Below are 18598 nucleotides of genomic sequence, written 5' to 3' on the forward strand. Positions count from 1 at the left end.
TAAGGCTAATAATGACCCTTACCCGACTTTTGTTGCTGGCGTTTCTTTGCCCTTTAACAGCCCTTTCCCAAGGTACCTCAAGTATCAGCACAGCTGGGCAAACGGTCATCAAAGACAAAGATTATCTTGGCAACCCACAGCATGTAGAAAACATTTATCAACCAGTGACCACCGCACTGCCCTTTTGGCGTGATGAAGCAATAAAAAGGGGCTATGACTTGCCCCTGCCTTTTGGTGGAGTTATCAGTTGGATGCATATGGATCAAGGTCTCATCGTAGATAACCTCAAAGTCGATGGAGCCCAATTAGAATCTGTTGGTTTAGCCAATGCAAGTTCCGTCGATAACGTGATTAGCGGTCGCCTAGATGCTTGGATTTTTCCTTTTTTAAATGTCTATGGCGTGCTTGGTTACACTTCCGGCACCATGAAGGCCCAAGTAACAATCAAGGATACCATGCTAGATATTGATGAAACCATCGCCTTTGAAACCGATTATGATGGCATTACTTACGGGGGTGGATTAACTATTGCTGGAGGCTATAAAAGCTTCTTTGCCATGATCGATAGCAATGCCACCCGCTCTGAGTTAAACACCGGCACCAATGCCATTCAAACGCTAACGGTCACCCCTCGAGTGGGTTTACTTTTTGATTCCACTGGCTATGGTACAGGGACGCTTTGGATAGGCGCTATGTACATTAATGTTGACCAAACTTTAACGGCTGCACTGCCAGCAAACCTTGGCACTTTAAATGCGGATCTTTCTGGTAAACAAGCATGGAATGGTCTACTCGGCGGATCTTGGGAACTTAATAAGCGCTACTCATTTCAAGCTGAGGTTGGCGGCTTGGGTGATCGTAAGCAGTTTATGCTGAGCTCGATGATCCGCTTTTAATTACATTTACTGACTACAAAAATGCCGAGCTTAAACTCGGCATTTTTCATTGAGTAACTCACCTTTATACAATCAGACCAATCTTCTGGTAAACATCCTTAATGGTCTTTTGTGCTCGAGCACGGGCTTTTTCCGCCCCCTCTTTCATCACTTGCTCAAGGTAAGCTTCATCAGCACGAATTTCTTTATAGCGAGCTTGAATTGGCTCTAACATCGCCACAACAGCCTCTGCTGTAGCCACCTTTAAGTGACCGTACATTTGACCTTCAAACTCTGCTTCTAGCGCTTTGATCGATTTACCTGTACAACCAGATAGCAAACTCAGTAGGTTTGAAACCCCTGGTTTCTGTTCAACATCAAAACGAACCACTGGTGGCTCCTCAGAATCTGTCACTGCTTTTTTTACTTTCTTGATGATCTTTTTAGGATCTTCTAAAAGGCCAATAATATTATTTGGGTTGTCATCTGACTTAGACATCTTCTTAGTCGGATCTTGCAGTGACATCACCTTAGCCCCCGTTGGCGGAATAAAAGGTTCAGGAACAACAAAGGTTTCGCCATAAATATTATTAAAGCGAGTCGCAATATCACGGGTAAGCTCAAGGTGTTGCTTTTGATCTTGGCCGACAGGGATCTCATTGGCCTGATAAAGCAAGATATCTGCAGCCATTAAGACAGGGTAGCCAAACAAGCCAACATTAATGTTATTAGCATGTTTTTGCGACTTATCCTTAAATTGGGTCATGCGATTTAGCTCACCCATTTGGGTGTAACAGTTTAACGCCCAGCCAAGCTGAGTATGCTCAGGCACATGTGATTGAATAAATACGGTACTTTTTTTAGGGTCTACGCCACAAGCAATATACAAAGCTAACGTATCTAGACACGCTTCACGAAGAGCTTGGGGATCTTGGCGCACTGTAATCGCATGCAAATCAACAACACAGTATAAACAATCGTGACTATCTTGCATTTGCACCCATTGACGCAATGCACCCATATAGTTTCCTATGGTTAAAGCACCTGAAGGCTGCGCACCACTCAATACAATTGGCTTAGTCATTGGTTTAACACTCCGTTATATAATTCAGTTTAAGGACTTCTAATATTTGATTAAAATGCTGGCAAATATGGTTAGGATTACTGTCAGTAATGCATTCACCATAGTTATAACCGTACGTCACAGCTATTGTGTCTACAGCTGCAGCCTGGCCGCATAGGATATCATTTTTTGAGTCGCCAACCATTAGCAATTGTGTATTATTAATCCCAATTTCAGCTAATAGATGCTGCAATGGTAAAGGATCTGGCTTCATGCGCTCTAGTGAGTCCGCTCCCAATACATAGCTAAAATGATGCGCAATGCCTAAAGCCTCCAGCAACTTTGGGGTAAAACGATAGGGTTTATTGGTTACCACAGCTAAAGTAAGCCCCATTTTCTGTAAACTATCGAGAGTTTCAGCTACGCCATCAAACAATGCTGTGGCCTGCTCTAAATGATGGTCGTAATAATCTAAAAACTTTGGTAATAATTCTGCCAATAATTGCTCTGTTGGTGGCTTGGCTAATGCAAAAGTCAGCGCACGAGTTAACAATACCCTTGCACCATTACCTATCCAACTGTGTACCTGCTCAAGCTCACACGGAGTAAGATTATGCTCTTTAAGAGTGTCATTCAACGCTGCGGTTAAATCAGGGACACTATCGACTAAGGTGCCATCTAAATCGAAGGCGATGGCTTTAATATTTATATTCATTACTGTTTTGGCTTATTTAAGAGCGGCTAACTGCTTGCGCATTTGTGCAATCGCAACAGCATAATCGGGTTCATTAAAAATTGCTGAACCGGCAACAAACATGTCTGCGCCTGCGGCGGCAATTTCAGCGATATTATCTACTTTTACACCGCCATCAATTTCTAGACGTATATCAAAACCACTAGCATCGATCTTAGCACGTACTTGCTTTAACTTAGCTAAAGTCGCTGGTATAAAGGATTGGCCACCAAAACCGGGGTTGACTGACATCAATAAAATCACATCAAGTTTATCCATAACATGATCTAAATAGTGTAATGATGTTGCGGGATTAAATACTAAACCAGCTTTTAAGCCATGGGATTTAATCAATTGTAAAGATCGGTCAATGTGTTTAGAAGCTTCAGCATGAAAAGTAATGATTGAAGCACCCGCTTTGGCGAACTGCTCAATCATGTCATCTACGGGTTCAACCATCAAATGAACATCAATATCAGCCTCAATACCATAATTCCTTAATGCCTTACATACCATAGGGCCAAAAGTTAAATTAGGTACATAATGATTATCCATTACATCAAAATGAATGACATCTGCTCCTGCTGATAATACGTTTTCAACTTCTTCACCAAGACGGGCGAAATCAGCAGACAAAATGGATGGGGCGATAATGAAATCTTTCATATTAATTACCTAATATTTGGAATAACCCTATTGTCTATAAAACCAGACGCGCAATCAATTAAGCTGGTCCAAAAAAAATTTTTATTTTCTGACTATACTTATCGAGCATCATTCATATAGGAATATTTAAAATGCAAAACAAACATATTTACCTTTTAGGTACATTCTTATGCGGTGTTACATTTTCACAAAACGCGCAAGCGGAGTTTTCTGGTTACATAACAGGTGCCAGTAACTATCTGTTTCGTGGGGAAAGTCAAACAAACAACAATCCGGCATTCCAAGCTGGTTTAGACTATGAACATGATTCTGGTCTTTATGTTGGCGCTTGGGGCTCTAACTATAAAACCGATGACAACAAAAATGATGTCGAATTAAATTGGTTTGGTGGTTATGGCTTTGACATCACCGATGATCTCTATGTCGATTTTGGGGTGATTCGTTACCATTATGTGGATGCCGGAGGACACACTACAGAATGGAACGCAAATCTCGAATATCTAGGGCTCGGTTTTAGCTTTCATTATGATGAACATGAAAAGCAATATTATTATGAATTAAACTATGGAGTGGAATTTAGCGATGATTTCACGTTAGATTTACATGCTGGCCAAAAGCAACCTAATTCAGGTAAAAACAATTATGACTTAGGGGCTAATTTTAATTACACCCTATATGATACCTTTGATCTATTTGCCGGTGCTGTTTATCACGAAACTTCGAAAGAAGCCTTTATTGCTGGGGTGAACATAAACTTCTAAGCAATCGCTCAAAAAGTAGCCATAGGTGATTTTGTTTGATAACTTAATAGTAGTTGGTATTACCATTAAGAGAACAACTGAAGAGAGGGAACGATGATTAAAAAGATCACTATTGTGGCTACTATCTGCATATTGCTTTTAGTCTATCAAGATTTGCCCATTGCTAACTGCCATGAAACCGTAAATGCAAATATTAATGACCTATCTTGGAGCAAATGGCTGAAAGCTGACAATCAGTCTTATTTAAGCCACTTCCTAGAATTAATTGAGCTACTCTATGGAAACAACGAACAAAGTTTACTTTAGTCTATGAAAGTTTCCCCACTGAAAAGCGCCCTCGCTGCAATGTTTGGCGTTCAATCTGAATCAAATAGGCAGCTGGACTTTAATCAACCCTCTGTTATGCCTTTTATTATCTCTGGTATTTTAGTGACTGCCATTTTTATCATCTTGCTGCTGGCAGTCGTTACAATTATTACTGCTTAATATATTGGGCAATTAACTCTGGCACTTTAATCCGAGTTGTCGCTTTTTGACTGATATTACGTTGCACTTCAATAGAGCTCAACTTTGCTCCGTGGTATAACTCTCTAGTAAGTACTGTATCGTGATTTGAGATCACCACTGGCACACCATTTTCATAGGCACTCTGTCTTGCCTCAACCGCTAACTGAGCTTGATCATCCAGACTAAAGCCGCTACTGGCATAAGTAGTGAAATTACTTGTGGTCGATAGCGGAGCATAAGGTGGATCGCAATAAATAACATCCCCCGGCTGCGCCAATTTAAAAGCTTGTTGATAGCCGATACAATGAAACTCAGCAGTTTGTGCTTTTTCTGCAAAAGCGACTAATTCGGCCTCTGGAAAATATGGCCGTTTGTATGAGCCAAAAGGAACATTAAAACCACCACTTTTATTGTAACGACACAAACCATTAAAACCAAAACGATTGAAATATAAAAACAAAACAGCTCTTTCTAGTTTGTCATTGCTTTGATTAAACTTATCTCTAAACTGGTAATATCTTTGCTTATCATTATTTTCGTCATTAAAAAGCTGCTTAGAATGATAAATGTATTCATCTACATCTTTTTTTACTAACTCATACAACCCAATAAGGTCCTTGTTGATATCACAAAGAATATGATGTTTATAATTACTGTTTAAGAAGATCGATCCTGCCCCAACAAATGGTTCAACTAGACGCTCGCCTTGTGGACATAAATCTAAAATTTTGTCGGCTAACTTATACTTGCCACCTGCCCACTTTAAAAAGGCTCTTTGTTTTTTAATCATTTAAAGCTTAGCTCTAGGGGCAGTTTCGGAGATAATTTCAGGCTGTAATTCGACCACTTTAGACCATGGTCTGATCCAGGCTGATTTCATATTTGGATCGGATTGTTTCAACTTATTCGCTGTTGCCGAATCAGCGACATGGCCCACCAAAAGAATATAAATTTGATTAGTTTTAATTACCCAGTGCTGCTGATACTGCATTGAAGACATAAGCGGTTGTAAAGATTTTAACTCCTTAACCGCTGCTAACTGCAAAGTATAACCATTGCGCGGTAAACTTATTTTTGACTGAGGTTCAACCATCAGCTTTACAGCTCCCTTAGCAGGCTCAGGTATTGGTCGTTCTGCTGCCAACCCCTTATCTGTGACTTGGGCAACTGTTTCAGTCAACATTGGCTCAACGTCCGCTTTTACCGATCCACTTTCGGCAGCGATTGATAACTTGGGTTCTGTGGAATTTATTGCTGTATCTATTGCTTTAGAATTAACACTAGTAGAGATAACTTCAGGTTTAAATTCAGCTGCGACTATTGGCTTTGCAAACTGCTGCTCAGCAATAGGTTGTTGTGACAACCTTGGCAAAATAAGCCAAGCACTGACCATAATCACAATAATCAATGTAACACTGATCAGCATACTCGCAATTAAGCGCCCTTTTCTTTGCTTAAACCCCTCTGGGTTGGCTATTGCTTCTTTAGCAAGAAAAATAATATCAGCAGGAAAACCGGAAGTATTTTTTAACCTGAATTCTAGCAAGTCCTCAGTGTAGTCTATCTCAGCATTGGCATTTTTTAAGGTTTGCTCAAACAGTAGTTTTCTTTGGGCTAGTGCCAAGGGCTCAAGTTTGAAAATTAATTCAGAAGATACATTAAAAAAGCTCGGCCTTTTACTCCACAGCAATACCACCGCAATGGCAATATCTGTTTGTGCTAACCTAAGTAACTCTAGTAATTGAGAGTGAGTCAGGTTGTCTGCATCATCTAGAAAAATAACATGCCTTTGAAGCCTACTTGGTGGATGGGCTAATAGATTTTGCTCTAATGTTAATTGATCGTCGTATAGCGCATTAGAGTACCACTGAAACAAAACCTTTTGTCTCAGCTCTTTGTCTGTCATATGCTTAGGACACTGCAACCAGGCTTGGTTATATTCATCTAAAGATTCTAGAGCCTGTTTGGCCAAAGAGGTTTTACCTGAACCTTGGGCGCCTTCAATCACTACAGTTTGCAGACTGTAACGAATGGCATGTAACAGCCTTTCCTTTAGTTGTAACTGCTCTGGTAGCAACAGATCCTGCATTGCTAATTTCCTAATTATGATTGTGCAATAGCATAAGCTATCAAAGCATCATCATAATTGTCTATTACTTCTGCATGGCCGATCTTGGTTGGAATAACCAAACGTATAACACCATTCAATACTTTTTTATCTCGGCGCATATGCTGTAGATATTGCTCTACTTGCATAACCTTTGGGCCCACAACGGGTAAATTAAATGCTTCAAGCAAAGCAATAACACGTTGCAATTGAATAGCATCCATTTTCCCTTGTTTCACCGAAAAGCGACACGCTTGCACCATTCCTGCGGCAACGGCTTCACCATGTAACCAGTTACCATAGCCCATCTGCGCTTCTATAGCATGTCCAAAAGTATGACCAAGATTAAGTAAAGCACGAACGCCATGCTCTTTTTCATCTTGATTTACCACAGCGGCTTTAATTTCACAGCAACGTTTAATTGCATGTGTTAATGCTTCTGGTTGCAATTTCTTTAATGGCGCGACATTGTCTTCGAGCCAGCAAAATAATTGATAATCCCAAATAATGCCATACTTAATAACCTCGGCCATACCCGCTGCAAATTCTCGTTCGGGTAAGGTGCTAAGGCTGGATGTTGAAATAAGCACGCTTTGAGGTTGATAAAAAGCACCTATCATATTCTTGCCAAGAGGATGATTAACTGCCGTTTTGCCGCCTACCGATGAGTCGACTTGCGCTAAAAGAGTCGTTGGAATTTGAACAAAGTCAACTCCCCTTTGATAACATGCGGCTGCAAAACCTGTCATGTCACCAATAACCCCTCCTCCCAAAGCGATCAATGTGGTATCTCTACTATGAAACTTTTCTAGCAGTGCAGAAAAGATATGGTCAAGATGCTCAAGGTTTTTGTACTGCTCACCATCAGGTAACACTACCGTATCAACCTGATAGTCAGCAGACAACACTTTAAATAATGGTTCCAAGTAGATAGCGGCAACAGTTTGGTTGCTAACAACCATTACCTTATTGGTGCGTATACATTGCGCTAACAATTGCTTATCAAGATGCACTTGTTCAGCAATAAATATAGGGTAGCTTCTTGCCCCCAAATCAACTTGGATCTGTTCCATCATTTACAAGTCTTAAAAGCCTAATTTATCAATAATCTGATTCGCCACCACTTTAGCACTTTGTTCATCGGTACGAACAACGACATCAGCAACTTCTTCATAAAGTGGATTACGGATTTCAGCAAGGTCCTCTAATACTTTACGAGGTTCATCAACCTGCAGTAGAGGACGTCGCTTATCTCTTTGAGTACGAGCAACTTGCTTATCAATTGTTGTTTCTAAATACACAACAATGCCGCGAGCAGATAAAAAATTACGCACTTCTTTAGTGCCAACTGAACCACCACCAGTTGCAAGTACAATGCCTTGCTTGGCAGTTAAGTCTTCGATGACATTAGCTTCACGCTTGCGGAACCCGTCTTCACCTTCAACGTCAAAGACCCATGCGATATCCGCACCAGTACGTTGCTCAATTTCAGTATCTGAGTCAAAAAATTCTAAATGAAGCATTTGAGCTAGGTGGCGACCAATTGTGCTTTTACCAGCACCCATTGGGCCTACAAGGAAAATATTACGTTTTTCGGCCATTTTATTATTACGTCTAATTCTATATGTTTCATTAAAGGTTCGGCTAAATTGCCGACTTTCACACTCACTCTCGTAAAATTGTGACGGGGAATTATCTCAGCATCATTGATGTTTTGGCAATAGCAATCTTGCAGATATCCAGAATAAATACCGTAACGCATCTAAAAGTTAAAAAGTTTAATGCTTTAGTTTAAAAATTTTATAAATAGTCGCTTTAATGATGGCGAGTTGCTACCTCTGCTTAAACTAGAACTCTTCGGTCACAATTCGAGGGGTGACAAACACCAATACCTCCCTTCTTTCATTTAAGTTACTGTTATTACGAAATAAGGCCCCTAAATATGGAATATCTCCTAATACTGGGACTTTAGAGACCCTTTGAATGATTTGTTGCTGATAGATACCGCCTAAAACCAATGTTTCGCCATTATCTACCAGCACTTGGGTGCCGATTCTTTGGGTATCGATTGATGTTGCCGGGCCAAGTGGTGTATCCACGGTTTTACCTTGACTGTCTTGAGATATTTGTAAGTCTAAGATAATCCGATTATCTGGGGTGATATGCGGAGTCACAGTAAGGCCTAACACGGCTTTTTTAAACTCGACCGAGGTAGCGCCACTCGAGGTCGCTTTGACAAAAGGTATTTCAACCCCCTGCTCGATGTAAGCAGATTTTTGATTGGCGGTAGTGATCCTCGGACTGGCAATGACCTCTCCTTTGCTTTCTTGTTCTAAGGCACTGAGTTCAAGGTCTAATAAAGTACCATCAGCGAGTTTCGCTACTTGAAATGCTATCGATGTCGTAGGTGACCCACTCACAGGAGCGGCGGGTAAGTTAACATTCAGCCTGTCCGTGAGGGCCGGCACCAATCCTGCAGAAATATCGTCTGCAGCAAATCGATTTCCAGAAGTGGCAAAATCCCCTGATTTAGCACTGTAACCCCACCTAATGCCTAAATCTTCAGAAATATCATCCTTCACTGTAACCATTCTTGACTCAATAACCACTTGTCTGACGGCAACATCAAGCACTTTAATCAATCGTGCAATTTCATTAATTTTGCTACGAGTATCTTGTATCAGTAAGGTGTTGGTCCTACTGTCAACAGCCACAGAACCTCGTGCAGAAAGCATATTGGATTGTCCCCCTTTCAATAAACTCGCTATCTCCTGAGCTTTAGCATAATTAATCTGCATATGCTCGCTGACCAAAGGGGACATTTCCTGAGCTTGCTGTTGAGCTTGCAGATCAAATGCTTCTTGAGCGTTAAACTCATCCTTAGGCGCTATCATCAACACATTGCCTTCTTGCCTTTGGGCTAGGCCTTTAATTCTCATAATTAAATTTAATGCTTGTTGCCAAGGCACCCCCTCTAAATTGAGGGTAATATTACCCTCAATTGAATCACTGGCGACTAAATTAACTTGATTATAGTTAGCCAAGATCTGCAGCACATTTCGGACCGGGATATCCTGAAAATTAAGGGATACCAGTTCTCCTGAAAAAGTATTTTGAGTTGCGACTTTGTGTTTCTTAGAAAAGGTCAACAATAGCTCATTGCCCTGTTGCTGCTGGGTATATCCGAACTCTTGATTAAAATTGAATTCGATTCGACTATGATTTCCCTGAGTGAAAGTTTCAAACTGATCTAATACCGTTGCGAATTCCTTTACATCAGTAATGTATAAAAGCTCTTTGGTTAAATTAGTGTCATAGAAATCAAGCGCCAAAAATTGCGGCTTAAGGGTTGGATTTGTATAAATCTGACTATTTTCGAAACGAAGTTTAAGTTGAGGTTGTTGTTCAACACTTTGAAAATCTATGGCAACAATTTTATTATGGGCACTAGCTTCGCCAAACCGATCATTAATCATTAAAGTAAAAGTTTTACCATTGGTTTTGGTATACATCGATTGTAGTGATTGCAACTCAATCGCTGCGACTAGATCTAACCCCTGCTGCGAATAAATGATCTGTTTAAGGAGTTTTCCACCTCCACTAAAGTTTTCTATTTGCTTATCACGCTCTGTGTTTAAAAATTTTAGCGTGATCTGGGGACCGCTCGTATCCAGTTTAATATCTGAATCTTGGATTGCTTGATTAAACTGAAAAGACAACTGCAATTGCCCTTCTATCAAGCCTTGGACTGTCACCGCTGTTAGCGCTTGTTTAGCCGAGCTTGTTGGGCTATAAGTTATCATCAATGTGATAAACAGCCAGGTAAAACACTTTAAAACAGCCATGTTATTCCTCAATATTTACTGCAATATTGGTTGTTCTGGATTGCAAACAACCTGCTGAGTCAGTTACCCATTCTTGCAAGGTAGCGAGCGAAGTATCTAGATAGATAAGCTGCCCCTGATTAAGTCCCATGTATTGCCCCTTTGTCACTCTATAAACTTTAGCATCTGGAGCATAAACAAGTAGATTTAGTTGCTCTGCGGCTTTTAAAACACCAACGATTTTCAAACTTGATAGGGCAAATTTTTCTAAAGGCTGCCTAATCCGTTGCACAGCACTTACTTGACAATTATTAGCCATTTGCAATTGTTGAGGGGATTGAAATTCGACACCAAAAGGACTGCGCAGATGAGTCACATTAAAACTCACATGAATGAATGTTTTAGGAGCCGCTAGTGGCTCGAGTGGATTCACTGGGCTTTGCTTAATTTGATTAACATACTGACTTAAATCAGTTTGATTTTGGCCACATCCAGCGAGCACCAACATCCACACAAAAATGATTAACTTCATCACTAGCCTGCTGCCTTAGTTAACGGTTGACCTTCTATAAATCGATATGTTTTTGCCTCAATCCTTATCTCAATAAATTGCCCTTTTTGTTCTAAAGTCAGGTCGTGCAGCGACACAACTCTTGAAAGCTTTGCAACGCCGGCAACAAACAGACCTAATTGATGATAATCTCCTCTCAATACCATTTTAATTGGAAACTCTCGATAAAAGCCCTGATCGATTGAGTTGAGCCAATCCATCGAAACGATGTTTAAACCACTTTCTGTAGCCACATAAGTCAAGTCGTCGATCAACTCTGGCATCTCATTTTGTGAAGGTAGCATTTTTAGCAACCCTTCTAACCTCAATTCGAGTTCATCAAGTTGAAATTGATATTGAGGTAAATAAATCGATAGCAGATACTTTTGTTTAAATTCGTTTTTGAGCTCTGTTTCTTTTTGCTGTAATCGCTCAAGCTGTTGTTGCTGCTGATTTAAAACCAACCAATAACCGATGAACACGACTACGATTAAAGCTGCCGTAGCGGCAACATGCTTTAACCAAGTAGGCCAACTGCTAATATCCTCCCATACCCAACCAGCAGTCATATACTTGGACTTCAAACGTTCAAGAAGCATCGGCTACTCCCTGTTGATCATCTGTGTTCACATTAACAATGGTCACATTCAGCAAAAAACGCTTACCACTAGTGGGCATTTTTTCTTTATTGGATATAGAATTAATTTGAGGATCATTAAGCCATTTAGACGCTTTAATGGCGCGCATCATATTGGACAATTGATTGTTGGATGTGCTCCAGCCTTCAATAATCAATTCTGTGCCTAGTTTATTTACTTTGGTCAGTGTCACTCCTGTAGGAACCACTTTAACTAATTCAATAAATACCTGAGTCGGTAAGTTTCGTTCTCGCTGTAACTGCAAAATAATATCGGCTCGCTGCGCTATATCTAACTTACGATTTTGAATCTTTTGTATTTGAGTAATTTTAATGTTAACTAACGCAATTTCATCCTCTAGATATTGATTGCGTAAAAGCTGATCAGCAGTAAAGGAATTAATGGCCAGCCACCAAAACCCTAAGAGCATTATTGCAAAACAACAATAGACGAATATTAACGTATAAAAATGCCTCATCTGTTGCTCTTTAAGTTTTTCTCGCCAAGGCAGTAAATTAATTCTTGCCATGATTGAGCCCCCTTAACGCCAAACCCAACGCTATCGCATATTGACTGAGATCACTTTCTGTCATTTCCTCCATTTTACTTGTAATAATGTGCTCACTATTAAGGGGGTTTAAGCGCTCCACAGGTACCGCAAAACTTTCCGATAAACTCTCAACAATGCCATTCAATTTGGCACCGCCACCACAGATAAAAATCTTATCAAGTGTATGATTTACGGCACTGGAAAAGTACATTTGCAATTCTCTGTGTACTTGCATTATCAGTTCATTTATAAAACTCTGAATTATTGGCTGATTGTGTTCATCTACTGCCACATCAGCCAATGAAGTGAGGCTGTGTTCAGGATCCGGGAGAAAGGCATTCAATTGCTCAAGACATTGCTTACAACCAATGGCATCATAGGCGGTAAAAACAGTGGCCCCATTATTAACCATGGCTAACTGTAATGACTGATGCCCAAGGCAGAGAATCATTGTCACCTTAGCTTGCCAATGTTTAGGGTCTAACAATAATAACGCCTGCACCATAGAATGTGATTCGATATCAACAATTTCGACATCGACAGCAAATTCTTTGAGGACCTCAATTCTCGTATCAATTAACTCGACTCGACTCACACTGAGCAGAACCCGATCTGATTTACCTTGAGCTTCAGCGGGATTAAGTCGTTCGTAATCAAAATAAACGTCTGACAACGGAAAAGGAATTAGCGTGTCCGCTTGTGCTTGGATTTGCCACTGTATGTCTTGATCTGATAAGGATGGGTCCATGGTGATGACTTTACTCATCACCCCTGAACCAGAGACCGCGATAGCTGTAATAGGAAGCCTCTGAGGCAAACGCCTCCTCAACACCAGCAAACCGCTTCTAAATAATTCTATATCCCGAATTTCATTATTAATAATCGTGTTTTCGGGTAACGGAACCATAAAACAATGCAGCAGCGAATGCCCTTTAGCAGTCTTCTCAAGCAACACTACTTTGATTTGGTGTGAGCCAATATCAAGACCTAAACCTAACTTAGCCGGTGCTTTTAACCATTTCATTGAAACTGTACCTATCCTGCATTAAGCCGAGTTAGCACTTAATAGATGATGTAAAAATGAGTAAACTATCGCTTTTATGGTCGCTATAGATAATAATAGCGGTAAAATGTCCCTGCTTCAGGGGATTATTTATATACTTTACTTATCAATATATTAGGGCAGCTATCTTGAAGTGGATTAAGCGTTTAGGTCTCCTTATTTTAATTTCGGTCGGGCTCGGCATTGGTGCTATTGTCGGTGCTTATTTATACGTCAAACCCGATCTACCAGATGTAACAGTTCTTAAAAATAAACAACTGCAAACCCCACTTAGAATCTATTCTAAGGATGGTTTATTAATCTCCCAATTTGGAGAAAAGCGCCGTATACCGCTTAATTACGAAGAAATACCTCAACCTTTGATTGATGCAGTATTAGCTACCGAAGATGCTCGTTTTTTTGAGCACCAAGGTGTTGATCCAATTGGCGTGATCAGGGCAGCTATTGTGGTGGCAACGACGGGACGTAAGAGCCAAGGAGCATCAACAATCACCATGCAGGTTGCGAGGGGCTTTTTCTTAACTCGCCAAAAAGCTTACATACGCAAAGTTAAAGAAATTTTTATTGCTCTTCATATAGAACAACTTTTATCTAAACAAGAAATTTTAGAACTGTATCTAAACCGCAGCTTTTTAGGTAATCGCGCATATGGTGTCGGTGCCGCAGCCCAAGTCTATTATGGCAAAGACGTTTCTGAATTAACGCTAGCGCAAATGGCCATGATCGCTGGTTTACCCCAATCACCTTCGGCAGCCAACCCCATCCGCAACCCAGCCAGAGCCCTGACTAGAAGAAATGTGGTTCTTGGGAGGATGTTAACCACTGGCGCCATTACTCAAGAACAATACCTGCAGGCAAAATCTGAACCCGTTACTGCTAAATATCATGGTGCTGAGATTGATCTTTATGCCCCTTATATTTCAGAAATGGCACGAGATTATATGGTTGCCAAGCATGGTGAAGAAGAAGCTTATACTAAAGGCTTTGCGGTCTACACCAGCATAGATTCAAAAACTCAGCTCGCTACCCAGCAAGCATTGAGGGAAAATCTTTATGACTATGATATGCGTCATGGCTATCGTGGCCCGCTTGGCAGAGCATGGCCAACAGATCAGCCACCAGCGATTGTAAATCTATTGCTTGAACAAACGGACGCCAATAGCCAATTGGAAAATGAACAGCAATCGCCTTTAAATCAGCAAGCCAGAACCGAGGGGGAGGAGCTCAATAACGACAGAGCAACCAATCAGGTGGATTTACTGCAGCAGCTAAGCGCGGTGACTAAGCAGCTTGAAAATTACCGTGATATTAATGATCAGCAAGCGGCTATCGTCATTGCAGTTGCAGAACAATCGGCACGAGTTGTAACCCGAAACAATGACCTAATCACTTTGGATTGGGATGGGATTAAATGGGCTAGAGCTTACGTCTCAGATACCAAACAAGGTAATGCACCAAGCCAAGCTAAAGAAGTGTTAAGCCCTGGTGATATTGTTTATGTCAGAAACCATCAACAACAATGGCAGCTAAGCCAAACTCCTATCGTAACGAGTGCAATGGTGAGTATCGATCCATTCGATGGTGCAATTAAATCCCTAGTTGGTGGCTTTGACTTTAAACAAAGTCAATACAATCGAGCAATTCAAGCTGAGCGTCAAATTGGTTCCAATATAAAACCATTTATTTATGCGGCTGCCTTAGAAAAGGGACAAACCCTAGCCACCATCATTAATGATGCACCAATCACCCAGTGGAACCGGTCACAAGGAGTCGCTTGGCGACCAACTAATTCCCCTGATGTTTATGGTGGTCCAACACGGTTAAGAGTCGGTCTAGCGCGATCTGTTAATGTGATGGCAATTCGTTTATTAAGAAGTGTTGGATTGAACAACGCCATCAATAAACTTAGCGCTTTTGGTTTTGATCCGGCTAAAATGCCCAAAGATGAGACTTTAGCTTTAGGTTCCAGTTCTGCCACACCTCTTGAGGTAGTCACCGCCTTCGCAAGCTTTGCTAACTCTGGTTTCTTAGTTCAACCCTATTTTATCGACCACGTTGTGGATGCTGATAATAATATTTTAGAACTGAGCAATCCCGTCGTCGCATGTCATCAATGCATTGTTGATGAATCCATTATTGAAATGGATTTTGATCAAACCGATGAACCACTGTCACCGCAATTAGCGAACAATTTACCCTTTGGTCAATGCTATAGGCACCCACAGACAATTGCCCCAAGAGTCATGGATGAAAGCACCGCATTTTTGCTGCATGAAACTATGAAGTCAGTAATTTGGGGAGGGGGTGACTGGTCAATGGGCACAGGTTGGAATGGTACAGCATGGCGAGCAAAAGATACTGTTAATCGACATGATATTGCGGGTAAAACAGGTACCACCAATGACGCAAGAGATACTTGGTTCACTGGCTTCAATCCTAAATTAGCCGCCACAGTATGGGTAGGTTTCGATGATCACAATCGAAAATTAGGAAGAACCAGCTGGAATGCTAATGCTCATCGTGGCCAAATTGTGGGTGGCGAATCAGGAGCCAAAACCGCCGGTCCCGCATGGAACAACTTTATGGCAGACGTATTAGCTGGAACCCCTGAGTTACCGATGCATGTACCAGCAAACATTATTTCTGTCAGAATTGATAATGCAACAGGTCTATTATCCAATAAAACGGATCATACCAGCCAGTTTGAATATTTTGTAAGTGGTACTGAGCCAACCGAGTATGCTCAGCCACAACTGGTCAATCCAATAAATGACCAAGAAGGTAATTATGAAGATGAACTCTTTAGGTAAGTTGCTTGTGGCCACAAGCCTTTTCACCACAGGCTTAACTGCCTGTGGTGATAGCTCCGTCGGGCAAGTTTCTTTAGGTTTATTTACTACCAAAGATATCAAAATTGAAGCATTTCAAGATCCTGTGGTTACTGGAGTAACCTGCCACATCAGCCATATAGATGCCGATTTAGATTTTGCTGACCCATCTGATATGTCAATTGCTTGCCGCCAAACGGGCCCCATTACTAAGCAAATGATTGCCAACATCGAGCAATCCAGTGCTGGTGAAGTTATAGCTAAAAAATCTAAGAGTATTTTGTTTAAGTCACTAAAAATAAGACGTATCTACGACAAACAACAACAGACTTTATTGTATGTATCTTATTCGACTAAAGAATCCCAAGGCAGTCATAAGCACAGTTTAAGCACTGTGCCATTATATGGTACTCAAGCTTGGTAATGAAAAAAGAGGCAATTAAGCCTCTTTTATTTTTATGGCGCACAACTCTAGACCGCAATGATTATAGCCAAAGGCGTTAGCTTTTGAGCATATTGCCTCTGCCAAGGGCACTGCTGTCCAGATGTGCTAACTAAGAACATACTCCATGGCGACCTCGTCACAAGCATGTTGACGCGGGCAAAGGTCACAATCTTTCATTACCTTCTCTGGCAACGTTTCTTTGTCAGTTTCAGTAAAACCAACTTTAGCGAAAAATTCAGGTGCCCGAGTGAGAACAATCAATCGCTGCAGCTCAAGTTCCGTTGCTTTATTAAGCATGTAATCAACCAGAGCTTTACCTTGGCCATGGCCATGATGATTTTCATCAATAGCGACCGAACGCAGCTCTGCCAAACCGGTGCCATAGATATATAAAGAGGCACAGCCCACGACTTCACCATCTTTTTCGGCAACGGCGAAATCAAGAATATCTCTCAGTACAGTATCCCTTGGTCGCGGTAAGGTTTCTCCCTTATTTGTCCAATGGGCAACAATTTGGGTAATCGAATCAACATCTGATAAGCGCGCCGCACGTACCTGTAACATTTCTGCTTTATGGGCATTTAATCGCAGCTGAGTAGAACTTAAGTTTGGTTGTTCTACTGGCACTATCTTGTCATTTAAGGCGTTTTGGATTTGCTTTAATGAAGTGCCGCCTTGAACATTACGTTTATCTAAGCAGGCATCAATAGTCAGATGCTGATACACATCCGATTGGATGATATCTGAAAACTTCTGTAACTCTTGTAGGGTAAAGTCCTCCAGCGCTTTTTGCTGCTCAATGGCAAACACCACCACTTCACCTACAACATGGTGAGCTTCCCTAAATGGCATCCCCTTAGAAACAAGGTAATCAGCAAGCTCGGTAGCATTAGCATAGCCTTGTTGGGCAGCAGCTAAGGCCGCCGCTTTGTTAACCTTCATGCCCTCAACCACTTTAGAAGCCATTTTCAAACATATAGCCCAAGTGTCCATCACATCGAACAGGCCTTCTTTGTCCTCTTGCATGTCCTTGTTATAGGCCATTGGCAAGGCTTTCATTGTGGTTAGAATGCCCATTAGCGCACCGTAAACACGTCCCGCTTTACCACGGATAAGTTCTAGGGCATCTGGGTTCTTCTTCTGTGGCATCAAGCTAGAGCCAGAGGTGACCGAATCGGATAGCTCAATAAAGTTAGCTTCACCAGAGTTGTAGAAAATCAAATCTTCTGCCATTCGTGATAAATGCATCATCGAAGTTGCTGCAGCACTGCATAATTCCACCACATGATCTCTATCAGAAACGGCGTCCAAAGAATTATTGGTAGCCTGCCTGAACCCTAAGGAATGGGCTAATGCCTGACGATCAATAGGATACGCCGTACCAGCAAGGGCACCGGAGCCTAATGGGCATACATCTAATCGTTCGTAAGCATCTTTTAAGCGAGTAATATCCCGCTCGATCATTTCCACATAAGCGAGTGACCAATGACCAAAAGTAATCGGCTGTGCACGCTGTAGATGGGTATAGCCAGGAAGTACAGAATCACTCTCACGCTGAGCCAGATTAATCATGTCTTGCTGCAATTTAATGAGCAGCTTTAGAGTTTCTTCCGCTTGGGCTTTACACCAAAGTTTTAGATCGGTTGCCACCTGATCGTTACGGGAACGGCCTGTATGCAATTTCTTACCAAGATCGCCCACTTTTAAAATCAATTGAGACTCAACAAAGCTGTGAATATCTTCGGCGCCACTGGCCAGCATTACCGCCGTATTATTCTCAAATTCTTTTAATATCTGTGTCAAAGCTTCAGTTAAACGAGCACACTCTTGCTCGCTTAAAACATCCACTTGAGTTAAAGCTCGAGCCCAAGCCATAGAGCCTGTGATATCTTGCTCTAACAGGCGGAAATCCACTGGTAATGAGTCATTAAACTGCTTAAATAAATCACTCGCTGCACCGCTAAAACGGCCTCCCCATAACGCCATGA

The 18598-nt window shown here is 41.3% G+C and carries 19 protein-coding genes; 6 read left to right on the top strand and 13 right to left on the bottom strand.

What is annotated here, in order from left to right; translation table 11 throughout:
- Window positions 1-11 precede the first annotated feature (11 nt).
- On the top strand, window positions 12-896 hold the full coding sequence (locus tag GFB48_RS11440) for a hypothetical protein (protein ID WP_163935581.1): 885 nt from the start codon (window positions 12-14) through the stop codon (window positions 894-896).
- Between the two features lie 64 nt (window positions 897-960).
- Here the strand turns inward: GFB48_RS11440 and trpS are convergent, their stop codons facing one another.
- The 3 genes from trpS to rpe are packed head-to-tail and all read right to left on the bottom strand — an operon-like array spanning window position 961 to window position 3337.
- Window positions 961-1959, bottom strand: a complete 999-nt coding sequence (gene trpS, locus GFB48_RS11445; protein WP_163935584.1) for a tryptophan--tRNA ligase — start codon at window positions 1957-1959, stop codon at window positions 961-963.
- Between the two features lie 4 nt (window positions 1960-1963).
- Complete coding sequence (locus GFB48_RS11450; protein ID WP_163935587.1) at window positions 1964-2653, bottom strand: phosphoglycolate phosphatase; 690 nt, start codon at window positions 2651-2653, stop codon at window positions 1964-1966.
- A 12-nt stretch (window positions 2654-2665) separates the two neighbouring features.
- The gene (rpe, locus tag GFB48_RS11455) at window positions 2666-3337 is read right to left on the bottom strand and encodes a ribulose-phosphate 3-epimerase (protein WP_163935589.1); all 672 of its coding nucleotides are present in this window, start codon (window positions 3335-3337) and stop codon (window positions 2666-2668) included.
- Between the two features lie 131 nt (window positions 3338-3468).
- Here rpe and GFB48_RS11460 point away from each other — a divergent pair, with 131 nt between their 5' ends.
- The 3 genes from GFB48_RS11460 (at window position 3469) to GFB48_RS11470 (ending at window position 4584) form a co-directional block, all read left to right on the top strand.
- Window positions 3469-4098, top strand: a complete 630-nt coding sequence (locus GFB48_RS11460) for a TorF family putative porin (protein ID WP_163935592.1) — start codon at window positions 3469-3471, stop codon at window positions 4096-4098.
- A 93-nt stretch (window positions 4099-4191) separates the two neighbouring features.
- Complete coding sequence (locus tag GFB48_RS11465; RefSeq protein ID WP_163935595.1) at window positions 4192-4404, top strand: hypothetical protein; 213 nt, start codon at window positions 4192-4194, stop codon at window positions 4402-4404.
- Between the two features lie 3 nt (window positions 4405-4407).
- On the top strand, window positions 4408-4584 hold the full coding sequence (locus GFB48_RS11470; protein ID WP_163935598.1) for a DUF2970 domain-containing protein: 177 nt from the start codon (window positions 4408-4410) through the stop codon (window positions 4582-4584).
- Here the strand turns inward: GFB48_RS11470 and GFB48_RS11475 are convergent.
- The 9 genes from GFB48_RS11475 to pilM all read right to left on the bottom strand — a co-directional run bounded on the left by GFB48_RS11475 (window position 4574) and on the right by pilM (window position 13298).
- Entirely contained in the window at window positions 4574-5395 is an 822-nt protein-coding gene (locus GFB48_RS11475; RefSeq protein WP_163935601.1) for a Dam family site-specific DNA-(adenine-N6)-methyltransferase, read from the bottom strand. The two genes, GFB48_RS11470 and GFB48_RS11475, sit on opposite strands and share 11 nt — an antisense overlap.
- Entirely contained in the window at window positions 5396-6694 is a 1299-nt protein-coding gene (locus tag GFB48_RS11480) for an AAA family ATPase (RefSeq protein ID WP_163935604.1), read from the bottom strand. It lies immediately after the preceding gene.
- 14 nt (window positions 6695-6708) lie between these two features.
- Window positions 6709-7788, bottom strand: coding sequence for a 3-dehydroquinate synthase (gene aroB / locus GFB48_RS11485; protein ID WP_205597724.1), 1080 nt, complete (start codon window positions 7786-7788; stop codon window positions 6709-6711).
- Window positions 7789-7797: 9 nt separating this feature from the next.
- Window positions 7798-8313, bottom strand: a complete 516-nt coding sequence (aroK, locus tag GFB48_RS11490) for a shikimate kinase AroK (protein ID WP_163935607.1) — start codon at window positions 8311-8313, stop codon at window positions 7798-7800.
- A 246-nt stretch (window positions 8314-8559) separates the two neighbouring features.
- Window positions 8560-10557, bottom strand: a complete 1998-nt coding sequence (locus tag GFB48_RS11495; protein ID WP_163935610.1) for a type IV pilus secretin PilQ — start codon at window positions 10555-10557, stop codon at window positions 8560-8562.
- Window position 10558: 1 nt separating this feature from the next.
- Entirely contained in the window at window positions 10559-11068 is a 510-nt protein-coding gene (locus tag GFB48_RS11500; protein ID WP_163935613.1) for a pilus assembly protein PilP, read from the bottom strand.
- Window positions 11069-11070: 2 nt separating this feature from the next.
- Window positions 11071-11685 (bottom strand): type 4a pilus biogenesis protein PilO, encoded by a 615-nt coding sequence (locus GFB48_RS11505; RefSeq protein ID WP_240464863.1) that lies wholly within the window; start codon window positions 11683-11685, stop codon window positions 11071-11073.
- Window positions 11675-12253 carry a PilN domain-containing protein gene (locus GFB48_RS11510; protein ID WP_163935616.1) on the bottom strand — a complete coding sequence of 193 codons (579 nt, stop codon included), beginning with the start codon at window positions 12251-12253 and terminating at the stop codon, window positions 11675-11677. Before GFB48_RS11510 ends, GFB48_RS11505 begins: the two co-directional genes overlap by 11 nt.
- Window positions 12240-13298 carry a type IV pilus biogenesis protein PilM gene (pilM, locus tag GFB48_RS11515; RefSeq protein WP_163935620.1) on the bottom strand — a complete coding sequence of 353 codons (1059 nt, stop codon included), beginning with the start codon at window positions 13296-13298 and terminating at the stop codon, window positions 12240-12242. The genes GFB48_RS11510 and pilM overlap by 14 nt, the downstream gene beginning before the upstream one ends.
- A gap of 167 nt (window positions 13299-13465) precedes the next feature.
- Between pilM and GFB48_RS11520 the strand changes: the two genes are divergently transcribed.
- Together GFB48_RS11520 and GFB48_RS11525 are read left to right on the top strand one after the other, a co-directional pair.
- Window positions 13466-16147 carry a penicillin-binding protein 1A gene (locus GFB48_RS11520; protein WP_163935623.1) on the top strand — a complete coding sequence of 894 codons (2682 nt, stop codon included), beginning with the start codon at window positions 13466-13468 and terminating at the stop codon, window positions 16145-16147.
- The gene (locus tag GFB48_RS11525) at window positions 16125-16589 is read left to right on the top strand and encodes a CreA family protein (RefSeq protein WP_240464864.1); all 465 of its coding nucleotides are present in this window, start codon (window positions 16125-16127) and stop codon (window positions 16587-16589) included. The genes GFB48_RS11520 and GFB48_RS11525 overlap by 23 nt, the downstream gene beginning before the upstream one ends.
- Before the next feature lie 126 nt (window positions 16590-16715).
- Here GFB48_RS11525 and argH read toward each other — a convergent pair whose 3' ends face one another.
- Window positions 16716-18596 carry an argininosuccinate lyase gene (gene argH / locus GFB48_RS11530; RefSeq protein ID WP_163935626.1) on the bottom strand — a complete coding sequence of 627 codons (1881 nt, stop codon included), beginning with the start codon at window positions 18594-18596 and terminating at the stop codon, window positions 16716-16718.
- Window positions 18597-18598: the final 2 nt, after the last annotated feature.

The organism is Paraferrimonas sp. SM1919, from assembly GCF_010993985.1.
Lineage (GTDB): Bacteria > Pseudomonadota > Gammaproteobacteria > Enterobacterales > Shewanellaceae > SM1919.

Coding starts and splice junctions, on each gene's coding strand:
- GFB48_RS11440 (WP_163935581.1), top strand. CDS start 12: ATGACCCTTACCCGACTTTTGTTGCTGGCGTTTCTTTGCCCTTTAACA.
- trpS (WP_163935584.1), bottom strand. CDS start 1,959: ATGACTAAGCCAATTGTATTGAGTGGTGCGCAGCCTTCAGGTGCTTTA.
- GFB48_RS11450 (WP_163935587.1), bottom strand. CDS start 2,653: ATGAATATAAATATTAAAGCCATCGCCTTCGATTTAGATGGCACCTTA.
- rpe (WP_163935589.1), bottom strand. CDS start 3,337: ATGAAAGATTTCATTATCGCCCCATCCATTTTGTCTGCTGATTTCGCC.
- GFB48_RS11460 (WP_163935592.1), top strand. CDS start 3,469: ATGCAAAACAAACATATTTACCTTTTAGGTACATTCTTATGCGGTGTT.
- GFB48_RS11465 (WP_163935595.1), top strand. CDS start 4,192: ATGATTAAAAAGATCACTATTGTGGCTACTATCTGCATATTGCTTTTA.
- GFB48_RS11470 (WP_163935598.1), top strand. CDS start 4,408: ATGAAAGTTTCCCCACTGAAAAGCGCCCTCGCTGCAATGTTTGGCGTT.
- GFB48_RS11475 (WP_163935601.1), bottom strand. CDS start 5,395: ATGATTAAAAAACAAAGAGCCTTTTTAAAGTGGGCAGGTGGCAAGTAT.
- GFB48_RS11480 (WP_163935604.1), bottom strand. CDS start 6,694: ATGCAGGATCTGTTGCTACCAGAGCAGTTACAACTAAAGGAAAGGCTG.
- aroB (WP_205597724.1), bottom strand. CDS start 7,788: ATGATGGAACAGATCCAAGTTGATTTGGGGGCAAGAAGCTACCCTATA.
- aroK (WP_163935607.1), bottom strand. CDS start 8,313: ATGGCCGAAAAACGTAATATTTTCCTTGTAGGCCCAATGGGTGCTGGT.
- GFB48_RS11495 (WP_163935610.1), bottom strand. CDS start 10,557: ATGGCTGTTTTAAAGTGTTTTACCTGGCTGTTTATCACATTGATGATA.
- GFB48_RS11500 (WP_163935613.1), bottom strand. CDS start 11,068: ATGAAGTTAATCATTTTTGTGTGGATGTTGGTGCTCGCTGGATGTGGC.
- GFB48_RS11505 (WP_240464863.1), bottom strand. CDS start 11,685: ATGCTTCTTGAACGTTTGAAGTCCAAGTATATGACTGCTGGTTGGGTA.
- GFB48_RS11510 (WP_163935616.1), bottom strand. CDS start 12,253: ATGGCAAGAATTAATTTACTGCCTTGGCGAGAAAAACTTAAAGAGCAA.
- pilM (WP_163935620.1), bottom strand. CDS start 13,298: ATGAAATGGTTAAAAGCACCGGCTAAGTTAGGTTTAGGTCTTGATATT.
- GFB48_RS11525 (WP_240464864.1), top strand. CDS start 16,125: ATGAAGATGAACTCTTTAGGTAAGTTGCTTGTGGCCACAAGCCTTTTC.
- argH (WP_163935626.1), bottom strand. CDS start 18,596: ATGGCGTTATGGGGAGGCCGTTTTAGCGGTGCAGCGAGTGATTTATTT.